Origin of the sequence: Rathayibacter sp. AY1D2, from assembly GCF_002932695.1 — a bacterium.
Classification (GTDB): Bacteria; Actinomycetota; Actinomycetes; order Actinomycetales; family Microbacteriaceae; genus Rathayibacter.
Genome location: NZ_PSVX01000026.1, coordinates 24,739 through 49,329 on the forward strand (window position 1 = coordinate 24,739; position 24,591 = coordinate 49,329).

The window sequence follows — 24,591 nt, forward strand, 5'->3', positions numbered from 1 at the left end:
GAGCAGCCCCGGAGGGGCGCATCGAGATCCCCGCACGCGCAGGAGCGCCCCTGGCCCCGCTGGGCCGGGGGCGCTCCCCGGTGGTTCAGCCGTGCGCTACGAGCACGGGCGCGCCGCGTACGGAGCGCTCACCTCCGTCTCGACGGGGGCGCCGTTCATCGTGGCCGTGGCCTCGACGGTCACCGCACCGGCGGGCAGGTTCGCCTGACGGGTGGTGAAGGCGTGCGACACGGTCTTGCCGGGCGCCACCGAGGTGAACGACTTCGTGCCGGACATCGACGTGAAGGTCACGCCGACGGGGACGTCGGAGCCGTTGCTCGCCTGGACGGTGACGATCGCCTTGCCCGCGATGCAGCGGGTCGCAGCGCTCGCCGTGATGTCGAGCGCCGGAGCAGCCTCGCCCTCGGTGAAGGCGAAGGTGTCGAGCTCGAACAGGTCGCCCGAGGGTCCGGAGTAGCTGAAGTACACGTCGTGCACTCCCGTCGCTCCGGTCAGCGCGGCGCTGACGTCGGTCCACTCACCGGTCGTCCCGTTCACCGCGACGGTGCCCGCGACGGGCCCGGTCTCGGAGTCGAGGCGGACGGTGACGGTGCCGCCGGCCTGCAGCGCCTTGGCCTTCGCGGTGAACGTCGCGGCTCCGGTGTCCCCGAAGTCGACGGCCGACAGCGCGGTCCAGTCGCCGTTGTCGAGGTCCTTCAGCACGAGGTTCTGGGTCGCGCCCGCGGCGGGGGTGCCGAGCGGCGCCGTCGCGATGCCCTTGCTCCAGCCGATGGTCTCGGCCGGGAAGGTGCGGTACGGATCGAAGTCCTTCACCTGGTCGACGCCCTTGTAGTCGCCGACCACCTGCTGCACCGTGCCGTCGGCGTTGAACTGCAGCTCCTGGATGTGCGGGCTGCGGTACCCCTGGGTGGTGTCGCCGTTGATCCGCTTGTTGAGCGTCGGCGCGTGGTAGGTGAAGTAGTACTTGCCGCCCAGCTCGAAGACCGACTGGTGGTTGTTGCCGCCGGTGCCGGCTCCGAAGAAGCGGCTCTGGTTCGGGAACATCACGCCGGCGTAGTTCTCCTTGGGCCAGGACATCGGGTCGTCCGAGATCATGTAGCCGATCTCACCGCCGCCCGGGTAGCCGGGCTCGCGGGTCTGGTTGCCGCCGAAGTCGTTGCCGCCGAAGTGGGACGAGTACGAGAGGTAGTACTTGTCCTGGCGCTTGAACACCTGGGCCGCCTCGAACGCGACGGGCGCGTCCACGACGGCCGAGGTGCCCTGGGTCGAGATCATGTCGTCGCCGAGCTCGATCACGCGGATGTTCTTCGGGTTGTTGAAGCGCTCGGCCGCGGGGAGCGCGGTCGAGGCGGGTCCGCCTCCGAAGAACAGGTAGCCCTGGCCGTCGTCGTCGACGAGCGGTGCCGGGTCGAACTTCCACGCGACCGCCTCGGCGCCCGGGGTGGACGCGTTGATGAGCGTGGAGGTGCGCTGGCTGGTCCACGGGCCCACCGGCGAGTCGCCGGTGATCACGTTGCTGGAGCCGCCGCCGTTGGCGTAGTAGAGGAAGTACTTGTCGACGCCGTTCACGGTCTTCTTCGCCATGCCGGGAGCCCACGAGTTGCCGGTGTAGGGCGCGACTCCGGTGGAGCCGGCGACCTGGATCTCGCCGTGGTCGGTCCAGTTGACGAGGTCGTCCGAGGAGATCACGGTGATCTGGTTGATCTTGCCGTAGTCGATGCCCGCCGAGACGCCCGTGGCGGGGTTCGGAGCGTAGCCCTGGGTGTCGTTCGTCATGTACATGTACACGCGGCCGTTCTCGACGAAGCCGAAGCCGTCGGCGCCGAACTTCCAGCCCATGAGCGGGTTGTGGTCGCCCGGGATCTTGCCCACGACCTCGATGGTGCGCGAGGCGGGCGCGGGCGGCGCCGCTCCGACCAGCGAGACGTCGTCGAGCTTGTAGTCCATGAGATGCGTCTCGGGCGCGGCCGAGGGAGTCGCGGTCCACGGCGTCTCGAAGAAGAGGCGCGCGGTCGCGACGCTCTGCCCGGCGGGGATGGTGAACGATCCGTTGATCGTCGCCCACTGCCCCTTCGTGGCGGTGACGCTCGCGAGGTTCGTGTAGGTGCCTCCGCCGTAGTGCATGGTGGCGAAGAACTGCTTGGTCGCGGGGCTCGCGGCGTTCTCGTACTTGATCTGCGCCTTGACCTGGTAGGTCTGGCCGGCGACGACCCTGCCGCTGAGGTCCTGCATGGCGCCCGCGCCGGTGGTCGTGCGGCCGGTGACGAGCGCTGCGGCGGTGCCGGTGCGCGCATCCGTGGTCGTCGCGATGGTGCCGGCGTCGGCGGCGTTGCCGTTGTTGACGAACCAGCTGCTGATGCCGCTCTCGAAGCCGCCGTTGACGATGAGCTCCGCCTCAGCGGCGGACGAGGTCTGGGCGGCGAAGGGGGCCACCAGGAGCGCGGTCAGCGCGGCCGTGGCCAGCAGCCTCAGCCGCAACCGCCCCTTCGGAGCGGCTTCTCGTTGTGGTGATCTCACGGATCCTCCTTGATCGTGTCGTGCAGGAGATCGTCGGCGACGGGTGCCGCTGACGCGTTCGGGGGCGGGGGCGGCCGCGCGGGCCGCCCCCGGAGTGCTCAGCCGCAGGACGCGGCCGGGTGGGGCGCTCTCACCGTGGTCGTCACCGGCTCGCCGTCGAGGGTGGCGGTCGCGGTCACGACCACCTCGGCGGCGGGGACCGAGGCCGCCCGCGTGGTGAAGGCGTGGCTCGTCGTGGCGCCGGGTGCGAGCGCGGCGACCGTCTTCGTGCCGGAGGCGCTCTCCATCCGGAGGGCGACGGGCACGTCGTCGGCGTTGGTCGCCCGCACGGTCACGACGACCTTCCCCGCGATGCAGCGGGTCGCGGCGGCGGCGGTCACATCGAGCGACGCCTCCTTCAGCGTCCCGAGGCGGGCCAGCTGGTAGCTGAGCGCGCGCTCCGGGGCGTCGATCTGGTTCTGCGTTCCCGCGGTACCGACCGCCTGCGCCTTCGCGAGGACCGACTGGAGGTCGGACCAGGCGTCGGCCGGGTAGTCGTCGGAGCGGAGCGTCGCCGCGTGGGCGACGGCCGCGTCGAGCTGCGAGCGGTCGAGCGCCTTCCCCTCCGAGGAGAGGGTGTCGCTCAGGAGGAACTCGTCGACGTCGACGTGGCCGCCGGCGGTCTTCGTCGCGTAGCTGAACAGCCCGAGGCGGTGGCCCATGAAGTGCGTGAGCTGACCGTCGAGGGTCTGCGGGCCGACGCGGCTGCCGAGCTTCGTCCAGCTCGTCCCGTCGAGGCTGTACGAGAAGGTCGTCCAGAGCTGTCCGGCCGGGGCCGAGAGCTCGAGGTCGGCCTTCAGGCGCACCTGCGAGGCGTCGCCGAGTGCGGCGGTGGTGCCGGGGAGGAAGGACTCGACGGCCGCCTGATCGAACGTGGTCGCGAACGGCTGGCTGCGGTTCACGACGCCGACGGTGGTGACGCCGTCCACGCGCTTGACCGCGACGTAGGAGAAGCCGCGGTTGTAGGCCGCGAGCCCGGCGACGTCGCCGTCCTTCATCCCGGAGACGTCGAACGCCGCCTCCGCCGACTGCTTCGGAGCCACGATGCGCTGGGAGAGCGTGTTGCGCGCCTCCTCCAGGTACGTCATCTCGGGCGAGCCCGAGAGGCGCGTGTGCGCGGCCGTTCCGCTGAGCACCTTCCCGTTGGTGAGGCGGAGCCAGCCCTCGCGCTCGGTCAGCGACCAGTAGCGGTTGTCGGGGGCGTGGTTCCACTGCCAGGGGAGGGCGAGGGTCGAGCCGTTCGGCTCGATCTCGGCGGCCGTCGGGCGCTCGAGGGTGGGAGCGGCGCCGACGAGCGAGACGTCGTCGAGCAGGTACTCGGTGCTCGAGGACGCCGGCTGCGGATTGCCCCACGGCGTCTCGACGGCGAACTTCACGCTGCCGACGTTCGCGGTCTCGGGCACCGTGTAGGTCCCCGTGATCGTCGTCCACTGCCCCTGCGTGACGGCGGCGGAGGCCATCGTCACGGGTCCCGCGCCGAAGTCGGCGCAGAGGTTGAAGCGGACCGACGCGGGGCCGGTCGTGTACTTCACCTTCGCGGACACGGTGTAGGTCACGCCGCGCTGCAGCTTGTTCGCCAGCACCTGGCTCGGGCCTGAGCCGTTGAGCGTGCGGGTGCCCACGCGGAGCGCGGCGGTGCCGGACGCCGGGTCGGTCGTGTCGGCCGACAGCGTCGCGCCGAACTGGCCTGCCCACGGCGCCGTCCCCGACTCCGCTCCCGGGTTCTGGAGCAGCTGCACGCCGAGCAGCGACGCGTCGTAGGAGGGCGCGGGCGGGATCGTCCACGACTCGTCCTGGTAGGCCTTCGCCGGGGCGTCGTTGTCGAAGTCGTCCGAGACGACGATGCTCTTCTGCCGCTCGAACAGCTCCTCCTCGGGGCTGAGGCGGATCGGCTTCGGGAAGCTCCCGCCCACCGGCACCGAGCCGTTCGTCCCGAACGTCGGCCAGCCGTCCTTCCACGTCGCCGGGATGAGCCCGGGGATGCGGCCGGTCGGGAAGCTGTCGCGGAAGAACATGCCGTGCCAGGCGGTCGAGCCGTCCTCCTTCGCGATCGGCACGAGGCTCCCCTGGGCGAACCCGCTGGAGTTCAGCACGCCCTTGCCCTCGTAGGGGTTGCTGCCGTCGGCGGTCGCGTAGCGGCCCAGCAGCTCGGACGAGCGGAACAGCGCCACCTGGCGGCCCTGGCCCGAGGGCCAGGTGATGATGACGATGTAGTACTGCCCGTCGATGTACTGCACCTGCGCGCCCTCGAACAGGCCGCCGAGGTAGCCGGCTCCCGGGTAGTCCGAGGTGCGGAGGATGTTCGGGTACTCGGCGACGACGGTCGTCAGGTCCTCGCTCAGCTTCACGGCGCTGGTGGATCCGGAGCCGTAGAAGATGTACGGCGTGCCGCCGTCCGCGTCGTCGAAGAAGAGCGACGGGTCGTGGAAGGCGCGGCCGAGGGCTGTGCGGGTCCAGGCTCCGTCCTCGATGTCGTCGGTCGAGTAGAGGTAGGAGCCGCCGAGGTTGTTGGTGTTGAAGACCGCGTAGTAGCGGCCGTCGTGGTACCGCAGCGACGAGGCCCACTGGCCGTTGCCGTAGGAGTTCTGCCCGTTGCGGAGCGAGAAGCGGTCGCCGATCTCGAGCCGGTCGAAGACGTAGTTGACGATCTCCCAGTTGACGAGGTCGTAGGACTTCATGATCGGGGCGCCCGGGCTCAGGTGCATCGTGGTGCTGATCATGTAGTAGATGTCGCGGCCCTCGTCGTTCTCGGACGCGGGCACGCGCTCGACGCTGACGTCGGGCACGTCGGCGTTCAGCAGCGGCACGGAGTAGGTGCCGTCGCCGCGGTCCGTCGACGTGTAGGAGGCCTTCGGCGACCACGCGCCGGCCGCGGTCGCCGGAGCCGCGCCGGAGGCGAGCAGGCCCGCCGCGAGGAGGGCGCCGATCGCCGTGGAGGCGACTGCGCGCATCGGGGTCATTCGAACAGCGACAGCGTCAGGACGGAGGAGTAGTCGCCGGGGGCGACGTCGGCCTCGGTCTTCAGGGTGAGGCCCGCGGACACGGTCCAGGACCCGTCCGTCGCGGTCTCCTGCGAGTCGAGCGACAGCGCGAGCAGCTCCTGGTCGAACAGGCCCACGGCGTCGGCGCCCTCGTCGAGGATCGTGTCGACCGGGTCGCCCTCGGACACGAGGCCCGACTCGCCGCCGTCCACGAGGACCGGCGTCCAGCCGAGGTGGTCGGAGGAGATGTCCTCCTGGTCCGCGTCGCCGGTGAAGGCGCTCGCCGAGCCGAGGACGTACCAGCCGGCTCCGGCCGGGATCTCGTCGACGGTCCGGGTGTCCGTCACGGTCACGTCGGGCAGCTGCCCCGTGAAGGCGCGCACGGTCGGGGTGGAGCCCTCCTCGGCGAGCGTGGCGGAGGTGCCGTCGATCGACATCGAGAGGGCGCCGGGCTGCTCCAGCTCCTCGATGCTGACGTTCACGTCGACGTCGTCGGAGCCGTACTCGGTGTCGGCGGCCGCGGCCGCGGCGGCGACGCCGGACAGGAGCAGGCAGCCGGCGAGAGCGGCGCCCGAGCGGACGAGCCAGAGGGGTCGGGGGGTGCGTCGCGTGGACATGGTGTTCCTCACTCGATCGGCATCGTCGCCGATCAGGTCGAGCGCCGGACGGCGCGGAGTGGTGGCGCGGCCCGAGGCCGCGAGAGGACGGAGCGCGGCGCAGCCCGAGGGGCGTTCGGCCGCGCCTGGAGCGCAGGACGCGCGGAGAGCGGCGGACGGCTCGTGCGCGGCGGCTTCCACAGCGTGGCCACGCGAGCTCCAGCTCTCGACCCCCTCAGCACTGAGGGGAGAAAGGCTGCCCGATACTCGTCTCTCTCGACTGCTGAGCTTTCCCTCAGCTAGTCTTGCGGGCAATGTTACCGGGAACATTCCCGATTGCAAGGACGTGTTCTCAACCGTCCGGAGCAGCGCAGCGAGGCGATCACCGCGTTCCGCCGCGGCCGGGCGGGGACGGCGGGAGGGGACGAGGATGTCCGCAGGGGCGGCGACGGCGGAGGCCGAGCAGGAGGTCGTGACGACGGAGTGCGCGGAGCGCTCAGGCGTCATCGGCGTGCTCCTGGGCGACTTCGAGCCGTTCGGCACGGAGGTGCTGCAGGGAGTGGCGACGGCGCTCCGGGGGACCCGGTTCGACCTCCTCGCCGGCAGCGGGGCGAGCCGCCGGGGCCGGGCGGGATGGGAGCAGGAGTCCCTGCGGCGCCTCACCGAGGCGCACGTAGCGGGAGCGATCCTGGTGACTCCCTCCGGCGTGATCCCCCCGTCGGACCTGCCGCTCGTCGTCGTGGATCCGCTGACCGCGCAGACCGAGCTGCACTCGGTGGCGACCGACGACTTCGGCGGAGCGCAGCTGGCGACCAGCCACCTGATCGGGCTCGGCCACCGCCGCATCGGCTTCGTCGCGGGCCGCCCCGACCTGGAGTCGTCGCACCGGCGCGGCGCCGGCTACCAGCGGGCGCTCGCGGACGCCGGCCTCCCCTACGACCCCGCGCTCGTACGGGTCGGCTACTACCGGCACGACCCCTCCCTCGCCGCCGCCCACGAGCTGCTGCTGCTGCCCGACCGCCCGACGGCGGTCCTCGCCGCGAACGACGCCTCCGCCATCGCCGTGATCGAGGCGGCCCGGGCGCTGGGCCTCTCGGTGCCGGGGCAGCTTTCGGTCGTGGGCTACGACGACGTGCCCGACGCCTCCCGGGTGGTCCCCGCGCTCACGACGGTGAGGCAGCCGCTGCACCGCGTGGGGCGCGCGGCCGCCCGGGCGCTCCTGACGCTGATCGACGGCGGGAGCGTGGCCGAGCAGCACGTGCGGCTGCGCAACAAGCTCGTGCTCCGCGGGTCGACGGCGCCTCCCGCCGAGGGCCCGCCGTCCGGCTGACTCCTCCCCCTCCCCCAGCCGGCGGGAATACGCTCGGCGCATGAACCAGCAGCGCACTCCGGTCACGGTCACGGTCACGGGAGCCGGAGGCGCCATCGGCTACGCGCTCCTTTTCCGCATCGCCTCGGGTCAGCTCCTCGGGCCGGACGTCCCCGTCCGCCTGAACCTGCTCGAGATCCCCTCCGGCCTCCGCGCGGCCGCGGGCACGGCGCTCGAGCTGCAGGACGGCGCCTTCCCCCTCCTCCGCGGGATCGAGGCGACGGACGACCCGGCCGCCGCGTTCGACGGCGCGAGCGTCGCCCTCCTCGTGGGCGCCCGGCCGCGCAGCGCGGGCATGGAGCGCGCCGACCTGCTCGCCGCGAACGCGGGCATCTTCGGACCTCAGGGTGCCGCGCTGAACGCGCACGCCGCCTCCGACATCCGCGTGCTGGTCGTCGGCAACCCGGCCAACACCAACGCCTGGATCGCGCGGCGCAGCGCCCCGGACATCCCTGCCGGCCGCTTCACCGCGATGACGCGCCTCGACCACAACCGGGCGGTCGCGCAGCTCGCCGCGAAGCTCGACGCCCCCGTCGACGCGATCGAGGGCGTCGCGATCTGGGGCAACCACTCCGCCTCGCAGTACCCGGACGCGACGCACGCCACCGTCGGCGGACGTCCGGTGCCCGAGCTGGTCGACGCCGAGTGGCTGCACACGGAGTTCGAGCCGCGGGTCGCCAAGCGCGGCGCCGAGATCATCGAGGTCCGCGGAGCCTCCTCGGCCGCGTCCGCCGCCTCCGCCGCGATCGACCACGTGCGCGACTGGGTCGACGGCACGTCGTGGACCTCGGCCGCCGTCGAGTCGGACGGCTCCTACGGGGTGGAGGAGGGGCTGATCTCCTCGTTCCCGGTCCGCTCCGTCGACGGCGAGTGGCGGATCATCGAGGGGCTCGAGATCGACGCGCACTCCCGCGCGCGGATCGACGAGTCCGTGCTCGAGCTGCGCGCCGAGCGCGACCAGGCGCTGGCGTTCCTCGCGTCCTGACGCGCCCCTCCCCGTCCTGTCTCCGCGGGATTCCACTCCGGTGCGCCTCGCGCGACGTGTCGCGTACCGGAACGGCATCCCGCGGAGGGGCTCAGCGGCGCTTCTCCGGAGTGGGGAGGGTGCCGGAGGCGCGGGCGGCCTCGTACCAGGCGTGCGCCTCCTCCTGGCGCTCCGCCTCGGCGCCGGTCGCGATCGCCGCGCGCACGTGCTCGGGCCCGTAGCCGAACGACGCGACCAGGTCGGCGGCGTGCGGGCGGATGCGCGCGAGCAGGCGGTCGATGTAGGACGTCACCGCGACCGCTCGCTGCGACGACAGGCGCCCGTGGATGAGGTACCAGTCGAGGTGCTTCTCGATCAGGCCCAGGCCGAACAGGTCGCGGAGCCAGGTGAGGACGGTGCGCGTGCCCGCGTCCTCGACGCCGGCGAGCGCCTCCGTGAACGCCTCCCACTGCAGCAGCTCGGCGTGCGCGCGCGCCGCCTCGATGAGCTCGCTCTGGTGCGCGTTGAACAGGCGTGCCGCCTCGTCGGAGGGCAGCTTCGACGCCGGGCGCAGCCGTGAGGCGATCCCCGCGACCATGCTCTCGACGCGGCCGGTGAGCAGCTCGCGCTGGTCCTCCCGCAGCTGGCCGACCGAGCGGGCCGTCGATCCGCGATCGGCGACGACCTGGGCCAGACGGCGCAGACCGGAGTTGTCGACGGTCGCCCCCGCGACCTGCGAGGCGGCGTAGCGCGCCAGCTCCGCGGGCTGGGCGCCCTTGAAGCGGCGTCCGACGTCGGTCAGCAGGCGCTTGGCGACCAGCTGGAGGAGCACGGTGTTGTCGCCCTCGAAGGTCGCGTACACGTCGAGGTCGGCGCGCAGCTGCGTGAGCCGGTTCTCCGCGAGGAAGCCCGCGCCTCCGCAGGCCTCGCGCGCCTCCTGCAGCGTGTCGAGAGCGTGCCAGGTCGAGAGCGCCTTGAGTCCCGCGGCGAGGGTCTCGAGGTCCTGCCGCGACTGCTCGGTGTCGTTCGCGCCGGAGAACACCTCGTCGAACGCCGTCAGCAGCTTCTCGTGCGCGAAGGCGGCGGCGTAGGTGGTGGCCAGGCGCGGCAGGAGGCGGCGCTGGTGCCGCTGGTAGTCGAGCAGCACCTCCTCCCGCTCGCCGCCGCCGGTGAACTGGCGGCGCTGATCGCCGTAGGTGACGGCGACCGTCAGCGCGATCTTCGCCGCGGCGACCGAGGCTCCGTCGAGCGAGACACGGCCCTGCACGAGCGTGCCGAGCATGGTGAAGAAGCGGCGGCCCGGGCTCGCGATCGGCGAGGAGTAGGTGCCGTCGGCGGCGACGTCGCCGTAGCGGTTCAGCAGGTTCTCGCGCGGGACGCGGACCCCGTCGAAGTGGAGGCGGCCGTTGTCGATCCCGTTCAGACCGCCCTTGAGGCCGTCGTCCTCCCCGCCGACGCCGGGCAGGAACGCGCCCTGCTCGTCGCGGATCGGGACGAAGAAGGCGTGGACGCCGTGGTTCACCCCTTGGGTGACCAGCTGCGCGAAGACGACCGCCGCGCGCCCGTCCACCGCCGCGTTGCCGAGGTAGTCCTTCCAGGCCGCGCGGAACGGCGTCCGCAGCACGAACACGCCGTCCTCGTAGGTGGCGGTCGTGGCGATCGACGCGACGTCGGAGCCGTGCCCGGTCTCGGTCATCGCGAAGGCGCCCGGGATCTCGAGGCTCATGATCCCCGGCAGCCACTTCTCGTGGTGCGGGCGCGTGCCCAGGTGCAGGACCGCGGCGCCGAAGAGCCCCCACTGCACGCCGGACTTGATCTGCAGCGACGGGTCGGCGGTGACCAGCTCCTCGAAGCCGGCGATGTTGCCACCGTGGTCGGCCTCGCCGCCGAGGTCGACCGGGAAGGCGCGGTGCACGCCGCCCTCGGCCGCGAGCACGCGCATCTGCTCCGAGACGCGGAGGCGGTGCTCCTTCATCGGGAGGCCGTCGGTGCGGTGCAGCTCGGGGCGGGCGGTCAGGGCGCGGCTGGCGAGGCGCTGCTCGCGCCAGGCGCCGAGCAGGGTCTCGCCGAGGGCGGCGACGTCGACGGAGGGGGCGCCGTCCTCGTCCAGGCGCGCGTCGACCTCGGAGCCGAGGGAGTCCACCGGCGGCGTGGGCGCGATGGAGCCCGAGCGGGAGCGCCGGGCCCGCGTGCGCCCGGTGGCCGCCCGGTCGGCGGCGTCGGCGGCGGAGCGGGGGTGGGGAGCGGTGCTGACCATGGTGTTCGTGTCCCTTCGACCGTCTGCGGTTCGGGCCGCTCCCGGTGCGTCGTGCGCCGACGGGCGCGGCAGCGGAGGCGGTCCTCGCACGGTAGGTCGCGCGGCGGCGCGGCGGAAACGTTCCGTCGCCCGGGCACAAACGGCGCCGGGCGGAGGAGGAAGCGGGTTGTCGGAACCGACCAGGCGGGGCGGGGCGCCTCGTCTGTGCGCTGGGGCTGTCCCTGCCGACGGGAGCGGAGGAGGGGGCGGCTCGTCCGTGTGCTGAACGGGCTGTCCCTACGGGCTGCTTCTGCGGAGGAGGGACGCCGCACCGGAGGCCGCCTCGCTAGTCTCTCGGCATGAGCGAGCCGCCGCTGCCTCCCCCTCCGCCCGCCCGACAGCCGGCGGCCGGGCCGCCCGCGGACGTCGCGGCAGCGCCTCCCCGGACTCCGGGTGCGCCGCCCGTGGACGTCGCGGCCGCGCCTCCCGCGCCTCCGGCCGCGCTGGGATCCGGGGTTCCGCATGGGCGCCCGGTCCGCGTCTGGGACCTGGTGCTGACGATCGTGCTGATCCTCGTGGCCTCCGCGGTGACGCTGCTGCTGTCGTTCTTCGGGCTGTTCTTCGCGATGGCCAGCGACTCGTGCGGCGGATCGAACGCCTGCGACATCGGCCTGATCGAGGGCGGGGTGGTCCTCGCCGCAGGAGGAGTGTGGGTGCCGTTCCTCGCGGCGCTGGCCGTCTCGATCGTGCTGCTGGTGCGGCGGCGCATCGCGTTCTGGGTGCCGGTGGCGGGCCTCGCGGTGTCGTTCTGCTGCACGCTGCTCGGCGGGTGGATGGCGTCGACGGGCGCGGGCGGCTGAGGGCGCTCGCCGACGCCTCGGACCGAGGACGCTCGCGTCGGTGACGAGATGGGCACGATCGCCGACGCGGAGCCCGGAACACGGTCGCCCACGCCGGCGCCCGCCTCCGTCGCGGGTGGTGAACCGCGCGCCTCAGCGACGGATCAGTAGCTGTCCCAGCCGGGCTCCCAGTCGGGCTCGTCCGGCGGCACCCAGTCGTCCTCCGGCGGCTGAGCGGCGGACACCGGCGGACCGGACGACTCGCGGCCGAACGAGGGCTTCGCCCCTTGCGAGCGGGACGACCCGCCACGGGCGGCCGGCGCGCGGCGGGGAGCGGGAGCCTCCTCACCGGGTTCCGGGACGGCGATCTCGGGGCTCTCCCCCGCGACGACGGCGAGAACGGCCTCGCCGTAGGTGAGCAGCTTCTTCTGGCCGACGCCGCCGATGATGCTGAGCGCGTCCATCGTCGCCGGCTCGGCGGTCGCGATCTCGCGGAGGGTTGCGTCGTTGAAGACGATGTAGGCCGGGACCGCCTGCGCTCGGGCCTGCGCGGCGCGCCACTCCCGGAGCCGCTCGAACAGCGGCTGAGCCTCGCCCGACAGCTCGGCGACGGTGGACCGCCCGGAGCGGGAGGATCCGCTGGAGCGGGCCGGCTTCTCCGGCTCCTGCCGCAGCTCGACCTTCCGCTCGCCGCTGAGGACGGAGCCGGACGCGGGCGTGAGCACGAGCGTGCCGAAGCCGTCGTCGTTCACGCCGAGAAGGCCCTGCGCGAGGAGCTGGCGGGCGACTCCGCGCCACTGGGTGTCGCTGAGCTCGGCGCCGATGCCCCAGGTGGCGAGGCCGTCGTGCTGGTGCTGGGTGGTGCGCGGCGTGGTCTTGCCGCGGAGGACGTCGATGATGTGTCCGGCGCCGAACTGCTGATTGCGCTCGCGCTTGAGGCGGACGACCGTCGACAGGAACTTCTGCGCCGCGACCGTGCCGTCCCAGGAGGCGGGCGGCTCGAGGCAGGTGTCGCAGTTGCCGCAGGCGGTGCTCTCCTGGCCGAAGTAGGCGAGCAGGTTCACCCGGCGGCACTGGACCGTCTCGGAGAGCGCGAGCATCGCGTCCAGGTGCGCGGACATCCGCCGACGGTGCGCCAGGTCTCCCGGCGACTCGTCGATCATCCGGCGCTGCTGCACCACGTCCTGCAGGCCGTAGGCGAGCCAGGCGGTGGACGGCAGTCCGTCGCGGCCGGCGCGACCCGTCTCCTGGTAGTAGCCCTCGACCGACTTGGGCAGGTCGATGTGCGCGACGAACCGCACGTCCGGCTTGTCGATCCCCATGCCGAAGGCGATGGTCGCGCAGACGATGACGCCCTCCTCGCGCAGGAACCGCGACTGGGCGGCGGCGCGTACCCGCGAGTCGAGGCCCGCGTGGTACGCGACGGCGTCGAAGCCCGCCGAGCGCAGCGCCTCGGCCGTCGCCTCGACGCTCTTGCGGGAGAGGGCGTAGACGATGCCCGCGTCGTGCGCGTGCTCGCGCCGCAGGAAGTCGATCAGCTGCTTGCGCGGCTCGACCTTGTTGACGATCCGGTACTGGATGTTCGGGCGGTCGAAGCTCGAGACGAAGTGGCGGGCGGCGCCGAGGTGCAGGCGCGAGGTGATCTCGCGGTGCGTCGCCTCGGTGGCGGTCGCGGTGAGGGCGATGCGCGGGACGTCGGGCCAGCGCTCGGCGAGCTCGCCCAGTGCGAGGTAGTCGGGGCGGAAGTCGTGGCCCCACTGGCTGACGCAGTGGGCCTCGTCGATCGCGAAGAGGGCGATCCGGCCGCGGGCGAGGAACTGCTTCATGCCCTCGTTGCCCAGGCGCTCCGGAGCGACGTAGAGCAGGTCGAGCTCGCCGTCGAGGTAGGCGCGCTCGACGCGGCTGCGCTCGCCCGCGTCCTGGGTGGAGTTGAGGAACTCGGCGCGGACGCCGTTCGCGCGGAGGGCGTCGACCTGGTCCTGCATCAGCGCGATGAGCGGGGACACGACCACGCCGGTGCCGGGGCGCACGATGGCGGGGATCTGGTAGCAGAGCGACTTGCCGCCGCCGGTGGGCATCAGGACGACGGCGTCGCCGCCTCCGATGACCTGCTCGACGATGGCCTGCTGCTCGCCGCGGAAGGAGCCGTAGCCGAAGACCTTCTCGAGGATCGCCTGCGCCTCGGAGGATCCGGAGCCCGCAGCGCCGCTCGCCGCGTCGCTCCGGACGCCGCCGCGGGACTCCGCCGAGGGGTCGGCGAGCGGCGGGGCGGGGAGGGCTGTCGCGGTGGGCTCTGTCACCCGGGGAACTCTACCCGCCGCCTCCGACGCCGCCCCGGGGGTCCGGGGAACTGTGGAGAAGGGCCGCAGGGAGGGAGCTGGGGAGGCGGCTGCGGGGAGGTCGGGGGTCTTCTGCGGCGCCCGGATCAGAGGTCGGTGAGGGTGCGGGTGTCGCCGTCCCAGAAGCGGACGCCCGCGAGGCCGACGGTGAACGGCTCGCCGAGGAGGGGGACGGCGTCGCCGAGCTGCTCGGCGCGGAGGCGGCGCGAGACGCTGATGTGCGGCGTCCAGGCGTCCGGCAGCGAGGTGTCGACGCCGCCCGGCACGAGGCGCGTGGCCCGGTCGTGCAGAGCGTCGAGGGCGGGCGAGCGGACCACTCCCCAGGCGAGGACGAAGCGCCCGGCGTGCGGGAAGAGGAGGACAGCACCCAGGTCGACCGTCGCCGGAAGCGGACCGAGCGCGCCCGGCTCCGGGGCGGTCAGCTCGGGCCCCGCGATAAGGGTGAGGTGCGGGCGGTTGCTGGCGGACGTGTGCAGTGCGAGGCTCGGGATGCCGGCCGCCTCGAGCGCCTCCCACTGGGTGCGGACGCGAGCCTCCGACTCCGGATCGAGGAGGACTTCGAGGCTGCGCATGTCCACATTCTGCCGCGGCTCCCGTGTGCGGGCCTTCGCGGGCGCGCGGCCACTCGCGGGTGCGCGGTCCTCGTCGGCTCCCGCGAGTGCGCAGGAGTCGTCGCACTCGCAAGCACGCAGGAGTTGTCGCACTCGCCCTCGGCTGCGACGACTCTTGGAGACTCGACACTCGTCCACTCGAGCGACCCTCGAGTGCGCAGAAGTCATCGTGCTCGCGCTCGACTACGACGACTCATGAGTGCTTGGCACTCGGCACTCGGCACTCGGCGCTCCCGCGAGTGTGCAGGAGTTGTCGCACTCGAGCTCGAGTGCGACAACTTTCGCGCACTCGCGGGGGCGAGGAGCGGGGCGGAGACGGGGAGCGGGCGGGCACCGCCGGCCCCGCGCCCCGCCACCCGCGTCAGCCGATCGTCACGAGGGCGGCGAACAGCTCCGGCGCTCGGCGGTCGACGATCCGACCGCCGACGCGGATGCCGACCAGCGCGAAGACGGTGCCCAGCACGAGGGCGGCCGCCAGTCCGGCCAGGCCGAAGGCCGGGTCGCCGCCGATGAGCGAGATCGCGCCGAGGACGATCGACGGGAGCGCCAGCAGACCGGTCGCGGCCATGCTCCCCAGCATCACGACGCTCGAGATCATCCCGGAGCCCGGCGGCGTCTTCAGCGGGCTGTCCCCCGGCCCGGGCACGGGGTAGACGACGAGCGACGAGGCGACGCTCGACACTCCGAACCCGCTGAGCACGAGGGCCAGCGCCATGCCCAGCACGGCCGGGATCGCGTCGGCGCGTCCCGCGTACAGCGCGGTGCCCACCGCCACGACGACCACCGCAGGGACGCCGATGATCGCGGCGGCGACGACGCGACCGGCGCGGTCGGCCGACCCCGTCACTCCGGAGCTGACGTGCGCCGCCCAGGCGGTGCCGTCGTACGACACGTCGGCGCAGAGCGTCACGCCGAAGATCAGACCGACGAGCACGGCCGAGAGCAGCACGAAGGTGTCGCCGCCGCTGCCGATCGCGGAGTAGAAGACCGCGAGGACGACGACGGCGGGGATGACGAGGAGCCCGCGGCTGTAGCGCGGGTCCCGCCACCAGTAGCCGAGGGCGCGCGCGGCGACGGCGCCGGTCGGGGTGCCGGGGAAGCGCCCGAACAGGCCGAGGCCCGCGGATCCGGAGGCGGAGTGCGCGCCGGACGCGGCGGGCTCCGCGAGCGCGTGCCGCAGCGCCCGGGCCCACGCCCAGACGAGGACGGCCAGCGTCGCGAGCCCGATCAGCAGGCGCGCGATCGCCGCGACCCAGTCGCCCGCGACGACGGATCCGGGGACGGCCCAGATCGCGCCGAGCGGCGACCAGCCGAGGGCGCCCGCGATCACGGGCAGGACGTCCAGGCCGTCGCGGATCACGTTGGTCAGGCCGAAGAAGAGCGGTCCGAGCAGGATGACGACGACGAGCACGACCCCGCCGATCACCTCGCGGTAGCGGCGGCTCGAGCCCAGGCCCGTGGTGAGTGCGCCGATCAGGCGGGACGCGACCACGCAGGTCGCGACGCCGATCACCGCGGCGACGAGGCCGGGCAGGATGCCGATCGGACGGCTCCACCAGGCGGCGGCGGAGGCGAGCGCCCCGAGCGTGGTCACCACGCCGGGGATGCCCGCGAGGCCCGCGGCGGCGAGCCCGAGGAGGAGGGTCCGCAGCGGGATCGGGAACGTCGCGAGGGTGGGCAGGTCGAGGCTCTGGTCGGAGCCGGACAGGAAGATCGGCCCGAGCACCCAGCCGAGGATCAGAGCGGATCCGCCGAGGACGATCGCGACGTTCGCGAACGCCGGGTCCGTGCCTCCGAGCGCGACCAGGCCGGCCGCGACCAGGCCGAGCATCGCGATCGCGTAGAGACCGCCGAGGATCACGCCGATCAGCTGCCACACGTTCCGCGTCAGCGAGTTGCGGAGCAGGAGCAGCCGCAGCCTCAGGAGATGCGCAACCATGCCGGTCCCTCCTGGTGGGTGCGGCCGCCGACCAGCTCGACGAAGCGCTCCTCGAGGCTGGAGCCGGCGCGGACCTCCTCGAGGGTGCCGGAGGCGAGCACGCGGCCGTCTGCGATGACGGCGACGCGGTCGCACATCCGCTCGACGAGGTCCATGGAGTGGGACGAGACGATGACCGTGCCGCCCGACGCGACGAAGCCGGTGAGGATGTCGCGGATGTTCGCCGCCGAGACCGGGTCGACCGACTCGAACGGCTCGTCGAGCACCAGGAGGCGCGGGGCGCGCACGAGCGCGCAGGCGAGCGCGATCTTCTTGGTCATGCCCGCGGAGTAGTCCACGACGAGCGTGCGGTCGGCCGGATCGAGGCCGAGCAGGGCGAGGAGGTCGTCGGTCCGCTCGACGACGACGGAGCGCTCGAGCCCGCAGAGCAGGCCGTAGTAGGTGACGAGCTGGAGACCGGTGAGGCGGTCGAACAGCTTGACGCCGTCGGCGAGGACGCCGATCAACCGCTTCGCCTCGAGAGTGTCCTTCCAGACGTCGACGTCGTGGATCGTGACGACGCCACTGTCGGGGCGGAGCAGGGCCGTGGCCATCGAGAGGGTCGTCGTCTTGCCCGCGCCGTTGGGGCCGACGAGCCCGAAGAAGGACCCGGCGGGGACGTCGAGGTCGATGTCCTTCACGGCCTCCTTGTCGCCGAAGCGCTTGCGGAGGCCGCGGATCCGCAGAGCGACCTCGCCGTGGCGGCCGGAGGCCTCGGGGGCGGCCCACGCGGGGGTCGCGGAGTCGGTGAGCGCGGAGTCGGTGCCGTCGGCGGCGGTGCGCGCGGCGGCGGTCTCGGTATCCGTGCCGTCCTGGGGAATGCCGGGGGGCGTCGTCCCGTCCATGTGTGTCCCTTCCGGGCCGCGGTGGGCGGCCGCTCCTCCACCCTAGGCAGGCGCTGCGGTCGGGGCATCCGTCCCGCGATGGAGTCGCGCGGCCCCGGCCCCTCGACGGGGCGGGGCGGGAGCACGGCCGCCTACGCTGGCCCCATGCCCACGCTCCTCCTCGTCCGGCACGGACGCACCACCGCGAACACCGCGGGGATCCTCGCCGGACGCACCGCCGGAGTGCGGCTCGACGACGTCGGACGCACGCAGGCGGCGCGCACCGGGGAGCGGCTGGCGGCGGTCGAGCTCGCGACCGTGGTGTCGAGCCCGCTCGAGCGGTGCCGGCAGACCACGCGCTTCGTCCTCGAGCGGCAGACGGGATCGCCGGCGACGGTGATCGACAAGGACATCACCGAGTGCGACTACGGCGACTGGTCGGGGCGCTCGCTGCGGGATCTCGCGACGGAGCCGCTCTGGGCGACGGTGCAGAACCAGCCCTCCGCGGTGGTGTTCCCCGGCGGCGAGGGGATGCTCGCGATGCAGGCCCGGGCCGTGTCGGCGATCCGCCGGCACGACGCGGCGGTGGCGGAGGAGCACGGGGCCGGCGCGGTGTGGGCGGCGGTCAGCCACGGCGACACGATCAAGGCGATCCTCGCGGACGCGCTCGGCATGCACCTCGACCTGTTCCAGAGGCTGAGCGTCGGACCGGCGTCGGTGTCGATCATCCGCTACGGCGCGGGGCGGCCCGAGGTCGTCGCGATGAACACGGACGCCGGGGACCTGGGCTGGCTGCGGAAGGCGGCCCCCGTGGCGGACGCCGCCGTGGGGGGCGGGGCGGGGCACGAGTAGGCGCGGGTTCGGGAGGGCCGCTTCAGGGCTCGATCGAGCGGCAGGGACGCTGGTGCTCGGCAGCGGCGGATCTCGATGCGTCCGCTCCGCGGGGGGCTCGGTCAGCAGAAGAGACGGCGACTCGATCAGCAGGCCGCCCGAGCCCGACGCGCGCAGCCACTGCGGAGGCGGGCGCTCGTAGACTGAGGGCATGCCTCCGATCGTGCACGGATTCGACTGGCCCGATCGCGTCGTCGTGGGGACCGTCGGCTCACCCGGCTCGCGCTCCTTCTACCTCCAGGCCAAGACCGGGCCCCGCGTGGTCAGCGTCGGCCTCGAGAAGCAGCAGTCGGCCCTCCTCGCCGAGAAGATCGACGAGATCCTCGACCAGCTGATGACCGCCCAGGGCAACCCGGTCAGCGTCCCCGCCGGCACTCCCCCGGAGCTCGTCGACAACGACCCGCTCGACCAGCCCGTGGAGCCCGAGTTCCGCGTCGGCGGTCTCAGCCTCGGCTGGGACCCGTCCACCGCGCAGATCGTGATCGAGGCCTACCCGCTGACCGAGGCGGAGGACGACTCCGAGGAGGAGCCCGAGCCCACCGAGATGCTGCAGGTGAAGATCCCGGTCGGCACGGCGCGCGCCTTCGCGAAGCGCACCCTCGAGGTCGTCGGCGCCGGACGTCCGCTCTGCCCCCGCTGCGGCGAGCCGATGGATCCCGACGGGCACGACTGCCCGCTCGCATGAGCGACCCGGGCGGGCTCGACGGCGAGCTGGAGCTGGCCGGCCGGATCACGATCGCCTCGAACGCGACGTTCCTCGCGCAGCTCGGCGAGACGTCCGTCGTCTACAAGCCGATCTCGGGCGAGAAGCCGCTGTGGGACTTCCCGGACGGCGTGCTCGCGGGCCGCGAGGTCGCCGCCTACCTCGTCTCGGAGGCGCTCGGCTGGAACGTGGTGCCGCGCACGTGGCTCCGCGACGGTCCGCTCGGGCCGGGCATGGTCCAGCTCTGGCAGGACATCGATCCGGACCAGGACGCGGTCGACCTGGTGCCCGCCGACGCCGTGCCCGACGGATGGCGGCACGTCCTCGACGGCAGCGACGAGGAGGACCGGGACATCTCCCTCGTGCACGAGGACTCGACGGCGCTGCGCCGGATGGCCGTGTTCGACGTGGTCGCCAACAACGCGGACCGGAAGGGCGGGCACGTGCTCGCGCTGCCCGACGGCCACCGCTACGGGGTCGACCACGGCCTCACCTTCCACTCCGAGCACAAGCTGCGCACGGTCCTCTGGGGCTGGATCGGCGAACCGCTGCTCGAGGAGGAGCTGACGGCGCTGGCGCTCCTGCGCGCGCAGGTCGACGGACCGCTCGGCGAGGCGCTCTCGGAGCTGCTCACCGAGGACGAGGTCGCCGCGTTCGCGAAGCGCTGCGAGCGGCTCGGCTCCTTCGGCCGCTTCCCGGGCCCGCGGGGCGGGATGCCCGCGGTGCCCTGGCCGCTGTTCTGAGCCGGGCGCGGTCGGAGGTCAGGACGAACGCCGCAGGAGCGACGGGGACGCGCTGATCCTCAGCCGCGGGAGCGGATCCCTCCTGCCTCCTGAACCGCTCAGAAGCTCCAGCCGCGGCCGAACAGCTCCTCGCCCGGCGCTCCGCCGCCTCCCGGACCCGCGCCGCGAGCGCCGAGGTAGGAGGAGACGACGGCCGCTCCCAGGTCCTCCGCCTCCGGGTTCACCACCGAGCCGCCGACCCGGCGGGCGAGCGAGTCGATGAAGCGCGCGAGGCCCGAGTCGTCACCCAGGCGGAAGAACGTGGTGTGCGCGCCGAGGCGGAGCGACGCGTCGAGCTCGCGGACCGAGACGGCGACGGTCAGCGGGTCCGGCGGGTAGTCGAAGAAGACGCCGCCGTCGGGCTCGAGGTGCGCGGTCGGCTCGCCGTCGGTGACGATGAGCAGCACCGGCTGCGCGTTCGGGTGCTTGCGGAAGTGCCGGTTGGCCAGCAGCAGCGCGTGGTGCAGGTTCGTGCCCTTGTCCCATTCCGCGTCCAGGCCGACCAGCTGCTCGACGTCCATCACCTCGGCGCGTCGGCCGAAGGCGACGAGCTGCAGCGCGTCGTTGCGGAACCGGCTGCTGATCAGGGTGTGCAGGGCGAGCGCGGTGCGCTTCATCGGCACCCAGCGGCCGTCCATCGCCATCGAGAACGACGTGTCGACGAGGAGCGCGACGCAGGCCTGCGTCCGCGCCTCCGTCTCCTGCACCTCGACGTCGTCGATCCGGATGCGCACACCGGAGCCGACCGGTCGGCCCTCGCCGGCGGTGCGGGTGAGGGCGTTGGTCACCGTGCGGGGGATGTCCCAGGCCTCGGTGTCGCCGAACTCCCACGAGCGCGTCGCTCCGGAGCGCTCGCCCGCCGCGCCCGCGCGCCGGACGTCGCGGGCGCCCTGACGGCCGGAGACGGTCTCGGCGATGTCGCGCAGGAGCGCCTTCCCGAGCTGGCGCATGGCCTTCGGGCTGAGGGCGAGGCGGCCGTCGGAGCCGCGGCGCAGGGTCCCGGAGTCGCGCAGGGCCCGCTCCAGGCGCTTCAGCGTCTGCGCGTCGACCGAGGCGTCCTCGCCGAGGCGCTTCGCCAGCAGGTCGAGGTCGAGGTCGTCGAGGGAGGAGCGGTCCGTCTGCGCGAGCTGGTCGGCGAGGGCGTCGAGGTCGGCCAGCTCCTGGAACACGCCCGTCCCGTCGCCGAGGCCGAGCCCCTGCTCGCCGTCCATCCGCTCGGAGCCGCCCCAGTCCTCGCCGGGACGGAGCCCCCGCAGGGTCTCGTCGAGGCGGCCGAGGGACTGCATGAGCTCCGGCGTGCCGAAGGCCTCCTGGGCGAGCGCGTCGAGCTCGGCGCGCTGCTCGGCGGTCATCGAGTTGCGCATCCGCTGGGCCGCGGCCGCGCGGGCGGCGAGCGCGTCGATCAGCTCGTCCACCGACTCCGGTCCCTCGGGGAAGTACTCGCCGTGCTGCTCCATGAAGGCGTCGAACTGCTCGGGGGTGTCCTCCCCGCGCGCGTGCGCCTCGAGCAGCTCGTTCAGGTCGCGGAGCATCGCGTCGATCGCGGCCCGGTCCTCGTCGCTCGCGTTCTCGAGGGCCTGCTTCATCCCCTCGAAGCGCTGATCGAGCATCTCGCGGCCCAGGAGCTCGCGGATCCGCTCGAAGTCGGCGCGCGCCTCGGGGCTCTGCCAGCGGTAGTCGCGGAGCTCCGAGACGGCCGCGGCCGGTGAGGGCGGGAGGCTGTCGAGCTGGATCTCTGCGAGCGCGCGGTCGCCGTCGTCCATCTGCGTGTCGCGGGCGAGCTGCTTGCGCTCGGCGAGGACGGCCTTGTCGAGGAGCTCGCGGATCTCGCGGAGCGTGCCGTCGAGGTTGTTCCTCTGCGTGAGCTCGCGACGCCGCTCGGCGACGCGGGCGGCCAGGTCGTCCAGGCCCTCGCGGTCGCGGGTGCCACGGCGGAGGAACTCGCGCAGGGCGCGCTCGGGCGAGGTGCCGCCCATCACGTCCTCGCCGATCGCGTCGAGGGCCTCCTTCAGGTCGACCGGAGGAGCGAGCGGATCGGGTCCCCCGTCGTACTTCGCGTAGCGCGCGTCGCGCTTCAGCCGCCGGTTGCCGCGCGGAGCATCAGCCATAGACGGCCTCGCCCCCGCCCGTCTCCTTGCTCAGCTTGCGCGAGAGGTAGAGGCCCTCGAGGGCGAGCTCGACCGCTCCGGCGCGGCGCCCCTCCCCCACGGCGTCGAGGCGCTCGGCGACCTCGTCGTACACGCGGGCCTCGCCCAGCAGCGGCAGGCCGGCCAGGAACTCGCGGGCGGTCACCTGCTCGCCGGTCGTGATCATCGCGCCGTTCTCGACCGCCTCGACGAGCGGCCCGAGGTCGACGCCGCGCAGGTGGGCGCGGACGGTCTCGGCGGTGGCCTGACGGAGCAGGTGGTCGAGGATCTCGTCCTCGCGGCCCTCCTCCCCCGACTCGAATTCGATCTTGCCGCCGAGCACGTCGACGGCGGTCTCGAGGTCGATGGGGCGGGCGACCGCCTCCTCCTCGCCGCGGCGGGTGGCGCGGTGCAGGGCGGCGGCGGCGATGGTCTCGGCGCCGGCGATGGCGAAGCGGGCGCTGACACCGCTGCGCTGGTCGACGGAGCTCGACTCGCGCAGGGCTCGCGTGAAGCGGGCGAGGATCTCGATGAGCGCATCGGGCACGGTCGCGACGAGGTCCGCCTCCTGCCGGATGACGGCGACCTCGTCGACGAGGGCGGTCGGGTAGTGGGTGCGGATCTCGGCGCCGAAGCGGTCCTTCAGCGGCGTGATGATCCGGCCGCGGTTCGTGTAGTCCTCCGGGTTCGCGCTCGCGACGACGAGGACGTCGAGGGGGAGGCGGAGGACGTAGCCGCGGATCTGGATGTCGCGCTCCTCCATCACGTTGAGCATGGCGACCTGGATCCGCTCGGCGAGGTCCGGCAGTTCGTTGATCGCGACGATGCCGCGGTGGCTGCGCGGGATGAGGCCGAAGTGGATGGTCTCCGGGTCGCCCAGGCTGCGGCCCTCGGCCACCTTCATCGGGTCGACGTCGCCGATGAGGTCGGCGACGCTGGTGTCGGGGGTGGCCAGCTTCTCGACGTAGCGCTCCTCGCGGGGCTTCCACGCGACGGGCAGGTCCTCGCCCAGCTCCTCCGCTCGGCGGCGGCTCTCCGTGGTGATCGGCTCGTAGGGGTGCTCGCCGAGCTCGGACCCCTCGATGACGGGCGTCCACTCGTCGAGCAGGCCGACGAGGGTGCGCAGGAGGCGGGTCTTGCCCTGGCCGCGCTCGCCCAGCAGGACGATGTCGTGGCCGGCGATGACGGCGCGCTCGACCTGCGGGATGACCGTCTCGGCGAAGCCGTGCAGGCCCGGCCAGGGATCGCGGCCCTCGCGCAGGGCGTCGAGCAGGTTGTCGCGGATCTCGGTGCGGAGGCTCTTCTGCACGTGCCCGGAGGCACGGAGCTGGCCGAGGGTCTGGGTCGTCGGGCGCATCACCTCGGCAACGCTACGCCGCAGGTCCGACACGTGGTGGAGGTGCGGCGGATTCGCGGCGCGGGCTTGCGCGGGCGCCGCGCCGCGGACGGCTCAGCGCTCGAGGCGAGGGGCGGCGGCGAGCAGGCGGCGCGTGTACTCCTCCTGCGGTGCGGCGAGGAGCGACGCGGCCGGCCCCGCCTCGACGATCCGACCCTCGCGCATCACGGCGATGCGATCGCTCATGTGGGCGATCACGCCGAGGTCGTGCGAGATGAGGAGGAGGGCGAGGCCGTGACGGCGCTGCAGGTCGTCGAGCAGGTCGAGGATCTGCGCCTGCACCGACACGTCGAGGGCCGAGACGGGCTCGTCGCAGATCAGCACGTCGGGGCGCGTCGCCAGGGCCCGGGCGATCGAGACGCGCTGGCGCTGACCGCCGGAGAGGGTCCGCGGCGAGCGCCGCTCCAGGGCGGGGTCGAGCCCCACGCTCTCGAGCAGTGCGGGCACGGAGGCTGTGCCGGCGTCGCGGAGGAGGCGGCCGACGCTCCAGCGCGGGTCGAACGAGGAGAGGCTGTCCTGGTAGACGGCGCCGATCCGCGGGCGGCGGGGACGGCGGGAGCGCTCGGTCGCTGCCGACCACGGCTCGCCGAACAGCTCGACGGCGCCCGCGTCCGGACGCCGCAGCGCCAGCACGAGCCGGGCCACCGTGCTCTTGCCCGACCCGGACTCGCCGACGAGCCCCACGGTCTCGCCGCGCCGCAGCCGGAGGTCGACGTCGTCGACCGCGACCCTCACTCCTCCGCCGGGCAGCGGGAAGCGGGCGGCGAGTCCGCGGGCCGCGACCACGACCTCGCCGGGAGTCTCGGGCGGGGTCGCCGGTGCGGTCGGGTCGGTGAGCCGGGAGCCGCGCGGGCGCCCGGCGGGGACGGCGGCCACGAGCGCGCGGGCCTCGGGGCTGCGGGGCGCGCGCAGCACCTCGGCCGCGGTCCCCTCCTCCACCACGCGGCCGTCGGCCAGCACGAGGATGCGGTCGGCGAGGCCCGCCACCACCGCGAGGTCGTGCGAGACCAGGACGAGCGCCCGGCCGCGCGCCTTCTGCTCGGCGAAGAGCTCGAGCACGCGGGCCTGGACGGTCACGTCGAGCGCGGTGGTCGGCTCGTCGGCGACGAGCAGCGGCGGATCGAGCGCCACGGCCGCCGCGAGGAGGGCGCGCTGGCGGAGCCCGCCGGAGAGGTCGCCGGAGCGCTCCCGCATCCGCTCGGCCGGCTCCGGCATGCCGACGCTCGCCAGGGCCTCGACCGTCCGCTGCGCGCGCTCGGCCGCGGGGAGGCGGCCGTGGAGGCGGAGCACGTCGCCGATCTCGCGGCCGATCGGGCGCAGCGGGTCGAGCGAGAGGAGCGCGTCCTGAGGGACGAAGCCGACGGATCCGCCGCGCAGCCGCCGCAGCTCCCGCTCGCCCG

At 73.5% G+C, this 24,591-nt stretch carries 17 protein-coding genes; 6 read left to right on the plus strand and 11 right to left on the minus strand.

Translation table 11 applies throughout. The annotated features are described in order from the left end of the window. Nucleotides 1-96: 96 nt before the first annotated feature. The 3 genes from C5D04_RS08520 to C5D04_RS08530 form a co-directional block, all read right to left on the minus strand. Nucleotides 97-2,517 (minus strand): family 43 glycosylhydrolase, encoded by a 2,421-nt coding sequence (locus tag C5D04_RS08520; protein ID WP_219815018.1) that lies wholly within the window; start codon nucleotides 2,515-2,517, stop codon nucleotides 97-99. A gap of 98 nt (nucleotides 2,518-2,615) precedes the next feature. Continuing rightward, on the minus strand, nucleotides 2,616-5,507 hold the full coding sequence (locus C5D04_RS08525; protein WP_258065649.1) for a family 43 glycosylhydrolase: 2,892 nt from the start codon (nucleotides 5,505-5,507) through the stop codon (nucleotides 2,616-2,618). 5 nt (nucleotides 5,508-5,512) lie between these two features. Continuing rightward, a complete protein-coding gene (locus tag C5D04_RS08530) occupies nucleotides 5,513-6,154 on the minus strand; it encodes a hypothetical protein (protein WP_104233676.1) in 642 nt (213 codons plus the stop codon). A 409-nt stretch (nucleotides 6,155-6,563) separates the two neighbouring features. On the opposite strand from C5D04_RS08530, the gene C5D04_RS08535 reads away from it, so the two are divergent. Both C5D04_RS08535 and C5D04_RS08540 read left to right on the plus strand, forming a co-directional pair. Beyond that, nucleotides 6,564-7,463 (plus strand): LacI family DNA-binding transcriptional regulator, encoded by a 900-nt coding sequence (locus C5D04_RS08535; RefSeq protein ID WP_104224380.1) that lies wholly within the window; start codon nucleotides 6,564-6,566, stop codon nucleotides 7,461-7,463. A gap of 40 nt (nucleotides 7,464-7,503) precedes the next feature. After that, nucleotides 7,504-8,487, plus strand: a complete 984-nt coding sequence (locus tag C5D04_RS08540) for a malate dehydrogenase (RefSeq protein ID WP_104224379.1) — start codon at nucleotides 7,504-7,506, stop codon at nucleotides 8,485-8,487. A gap of 91 nt (nucleotides 8,488-8,578) precedes the next feature. Here C5D04_RS08540 and C5D04_RS08545 read toward each other — a convergent pair whose 3' ends face one another. Next, complete coding sequence (locus tag C5D04_RS08545; RefSeq protein ID WP_104257808.1) at nucleotides 8,579-10,723, minus strand: acyl-CoA dehydrogenase; 2,145 nt, start codon at nucleotides 10,721-10,723, stop codon at nucleotides 8,579-8,581. 338 nt (nucleotides 10,724-11,061) lie between these two features. On the opposite strand from C5D04_RS08545, the gene C5D04_RS08550 reads away from it, so the two are divergent. Further along, nucleotides 11,062-11,562 (plus strand): DUF6264 family protein, encoded by a 501-nt coding sequence (locus C5D04_RS08550; RefSeq protein ID WP_146087849.1) that lies wholly within the window; start codon nucleotides 11,062-11,064, stop codon nucleotides 11,560-11,562. Nucleotides 11,563-11,705: 143 nt separating this feature from the next. Here the strand turns inward: C5D04_RS08550 and recQ are convergent, their stop codons facing one another. The 4 genes from recQ to C5D04_RS08570 form a co-directional block, all read right to left on the minus strand. Then, nucleotides 11,706-13,841 carry a DNA helicase RecQ gene (recQ, locus tag C5D04_RS08555; protein WP_104287760.1) on the minus strand — a complete coding sequence of 712 codons (2,136 nt, stop codon included), beginning with the start codon at nucleotides 13,839-13,841 and terminating at the stop codon, nucleotides 11,706-11,708. A 125-nt stretch (nucleotides 13,842-13,966) separates the two neighbouring features. Then, a complete protein-coding gene (locus C5D04_RS08560; protein WP_104347581.1) occupies nucleotides 13,967-14,452 on the minus strand; it encodes a 2'-5' RNA ligase family protein in 486 nt (161 codons plus the stop codon). A gap of 400 nt (nucleotides 14,453-14,852) precedes the next feature. Beyond that, the gene (locus C5D04_RS08565) at nucleotides 14,853-16,430 is read right to left on the minus strand and encodes a transporter (protein ID WP_104347582.1); all 1,578 of its coding nucleotides are present in this window, start codon (nucleotides 16,428-16,430) and stop codon (nucleotides 14,853-14,855) included. Continuing rightward, complete coding sequence (locus C5D04_RS08570) at nucleotides 16,412-17,314, minus strand: ABC transporter ATP-binding protein (protein ID WP_104347583.1); 903 nt, start codon at nucleotides 17,312-17,314, stop codon at nucleotides 16,412-16,414. The genes C5D04_RS08565 and C5D04_RS08570 overlap by 19 nt, the downstream gene beginning before the upstream one ends. Before the next feature lie 144 nt (nucleotides 17,315-17,458). Here C5D04_RS08570 and C5D04_RS08575 point away from each other — a divergent pair, with 144 nt between their 5' ends. The 3 genes from C5D04_RS08575 (at nucleotide 17,459) to C5D04_RS08585 (ending at nucleotide 19,630) form a co-directional block, all read left to right on the plus strand. Further along, on the plus strand, nucleotides 17,459-18,145 hold the full coding sequence (locus C5D04_RS08575; RefSeq protein WP_104347584.1) for a histidine phosphatase family protein: 687 nt from the start codon (nucleotides 17,459-17,461) through the stop codon (nucleotides 18,143-18,145). Nucleotides 18,146-18,335: 190 nt separating this feature from the next. Further along, nucleotides 18,336-18,869, plus strand: a complete 534-nt coding sequence (locus tag C5D04_RS08580) for a DUF3090 domain-containing protein (protein WP_104225051.1) — start codon at nucleotides 18,336-18,338, stop codon at nucleotides 18,867-18,869. Beyond that, complete coding sequence (locus tag C5D04_RS08585; RefSeq protein ID WP_104225050.1) at nucleotides 18,866-19,630, plus strand: SCO1664 family protein; 765 nt, start codon at nucleotides 18,866-18,868, stop codon at nucleotides 19,628-19,630. The genes C5D04_RS08580 and C5D04_RS08585 overlap by 4 nt, the downstream gene beginning before the upstream one ends. A gap of 98 nt (nucleotides 19,631-19,728) precedes the next feature. On the opposite strand, the gene C5D04_RS08590 is transcribed toward C5D04_RS08585, so the two are convergent. The 3 genes from C5D04_RS08590 to C5D04_RS08600 all read right to left on the minus strand — a co-directional run. Then, entirely contained in the window at nucleotides 19,729-21,777 is a 2,049-nt protein-coding gene (locus C5D04_RS08590) for a VWA domain-containing protein (RefSeq protein ID WP_104233652.1), read from the minus strand. Next, nucleotides 21,770-23,152, minus strand: a complete 1,383-nt coding sequence (locus C5D04_RS08595) for a magnesium chelatase (protein WP_104262318.1) — start codon at nucleotides 23,150-23,152, stop codon at nucleotides 21,770-21,772. Before C5D04_RS08595 ends, C5D04_RS08590 begins: the two co-directional genes overlap by 8 nt. Nucleotides 23,153-23,245: 93 nt before the next feature. Continuing rightward, on the minus strand, nucleotides 23,246-24,591 hold a 1,346-nt coding region (locus tag C5D04_RS08600; protein WP_104347585.1), incomplete at its 5' end, for an ABC transporter ATP-binding protein.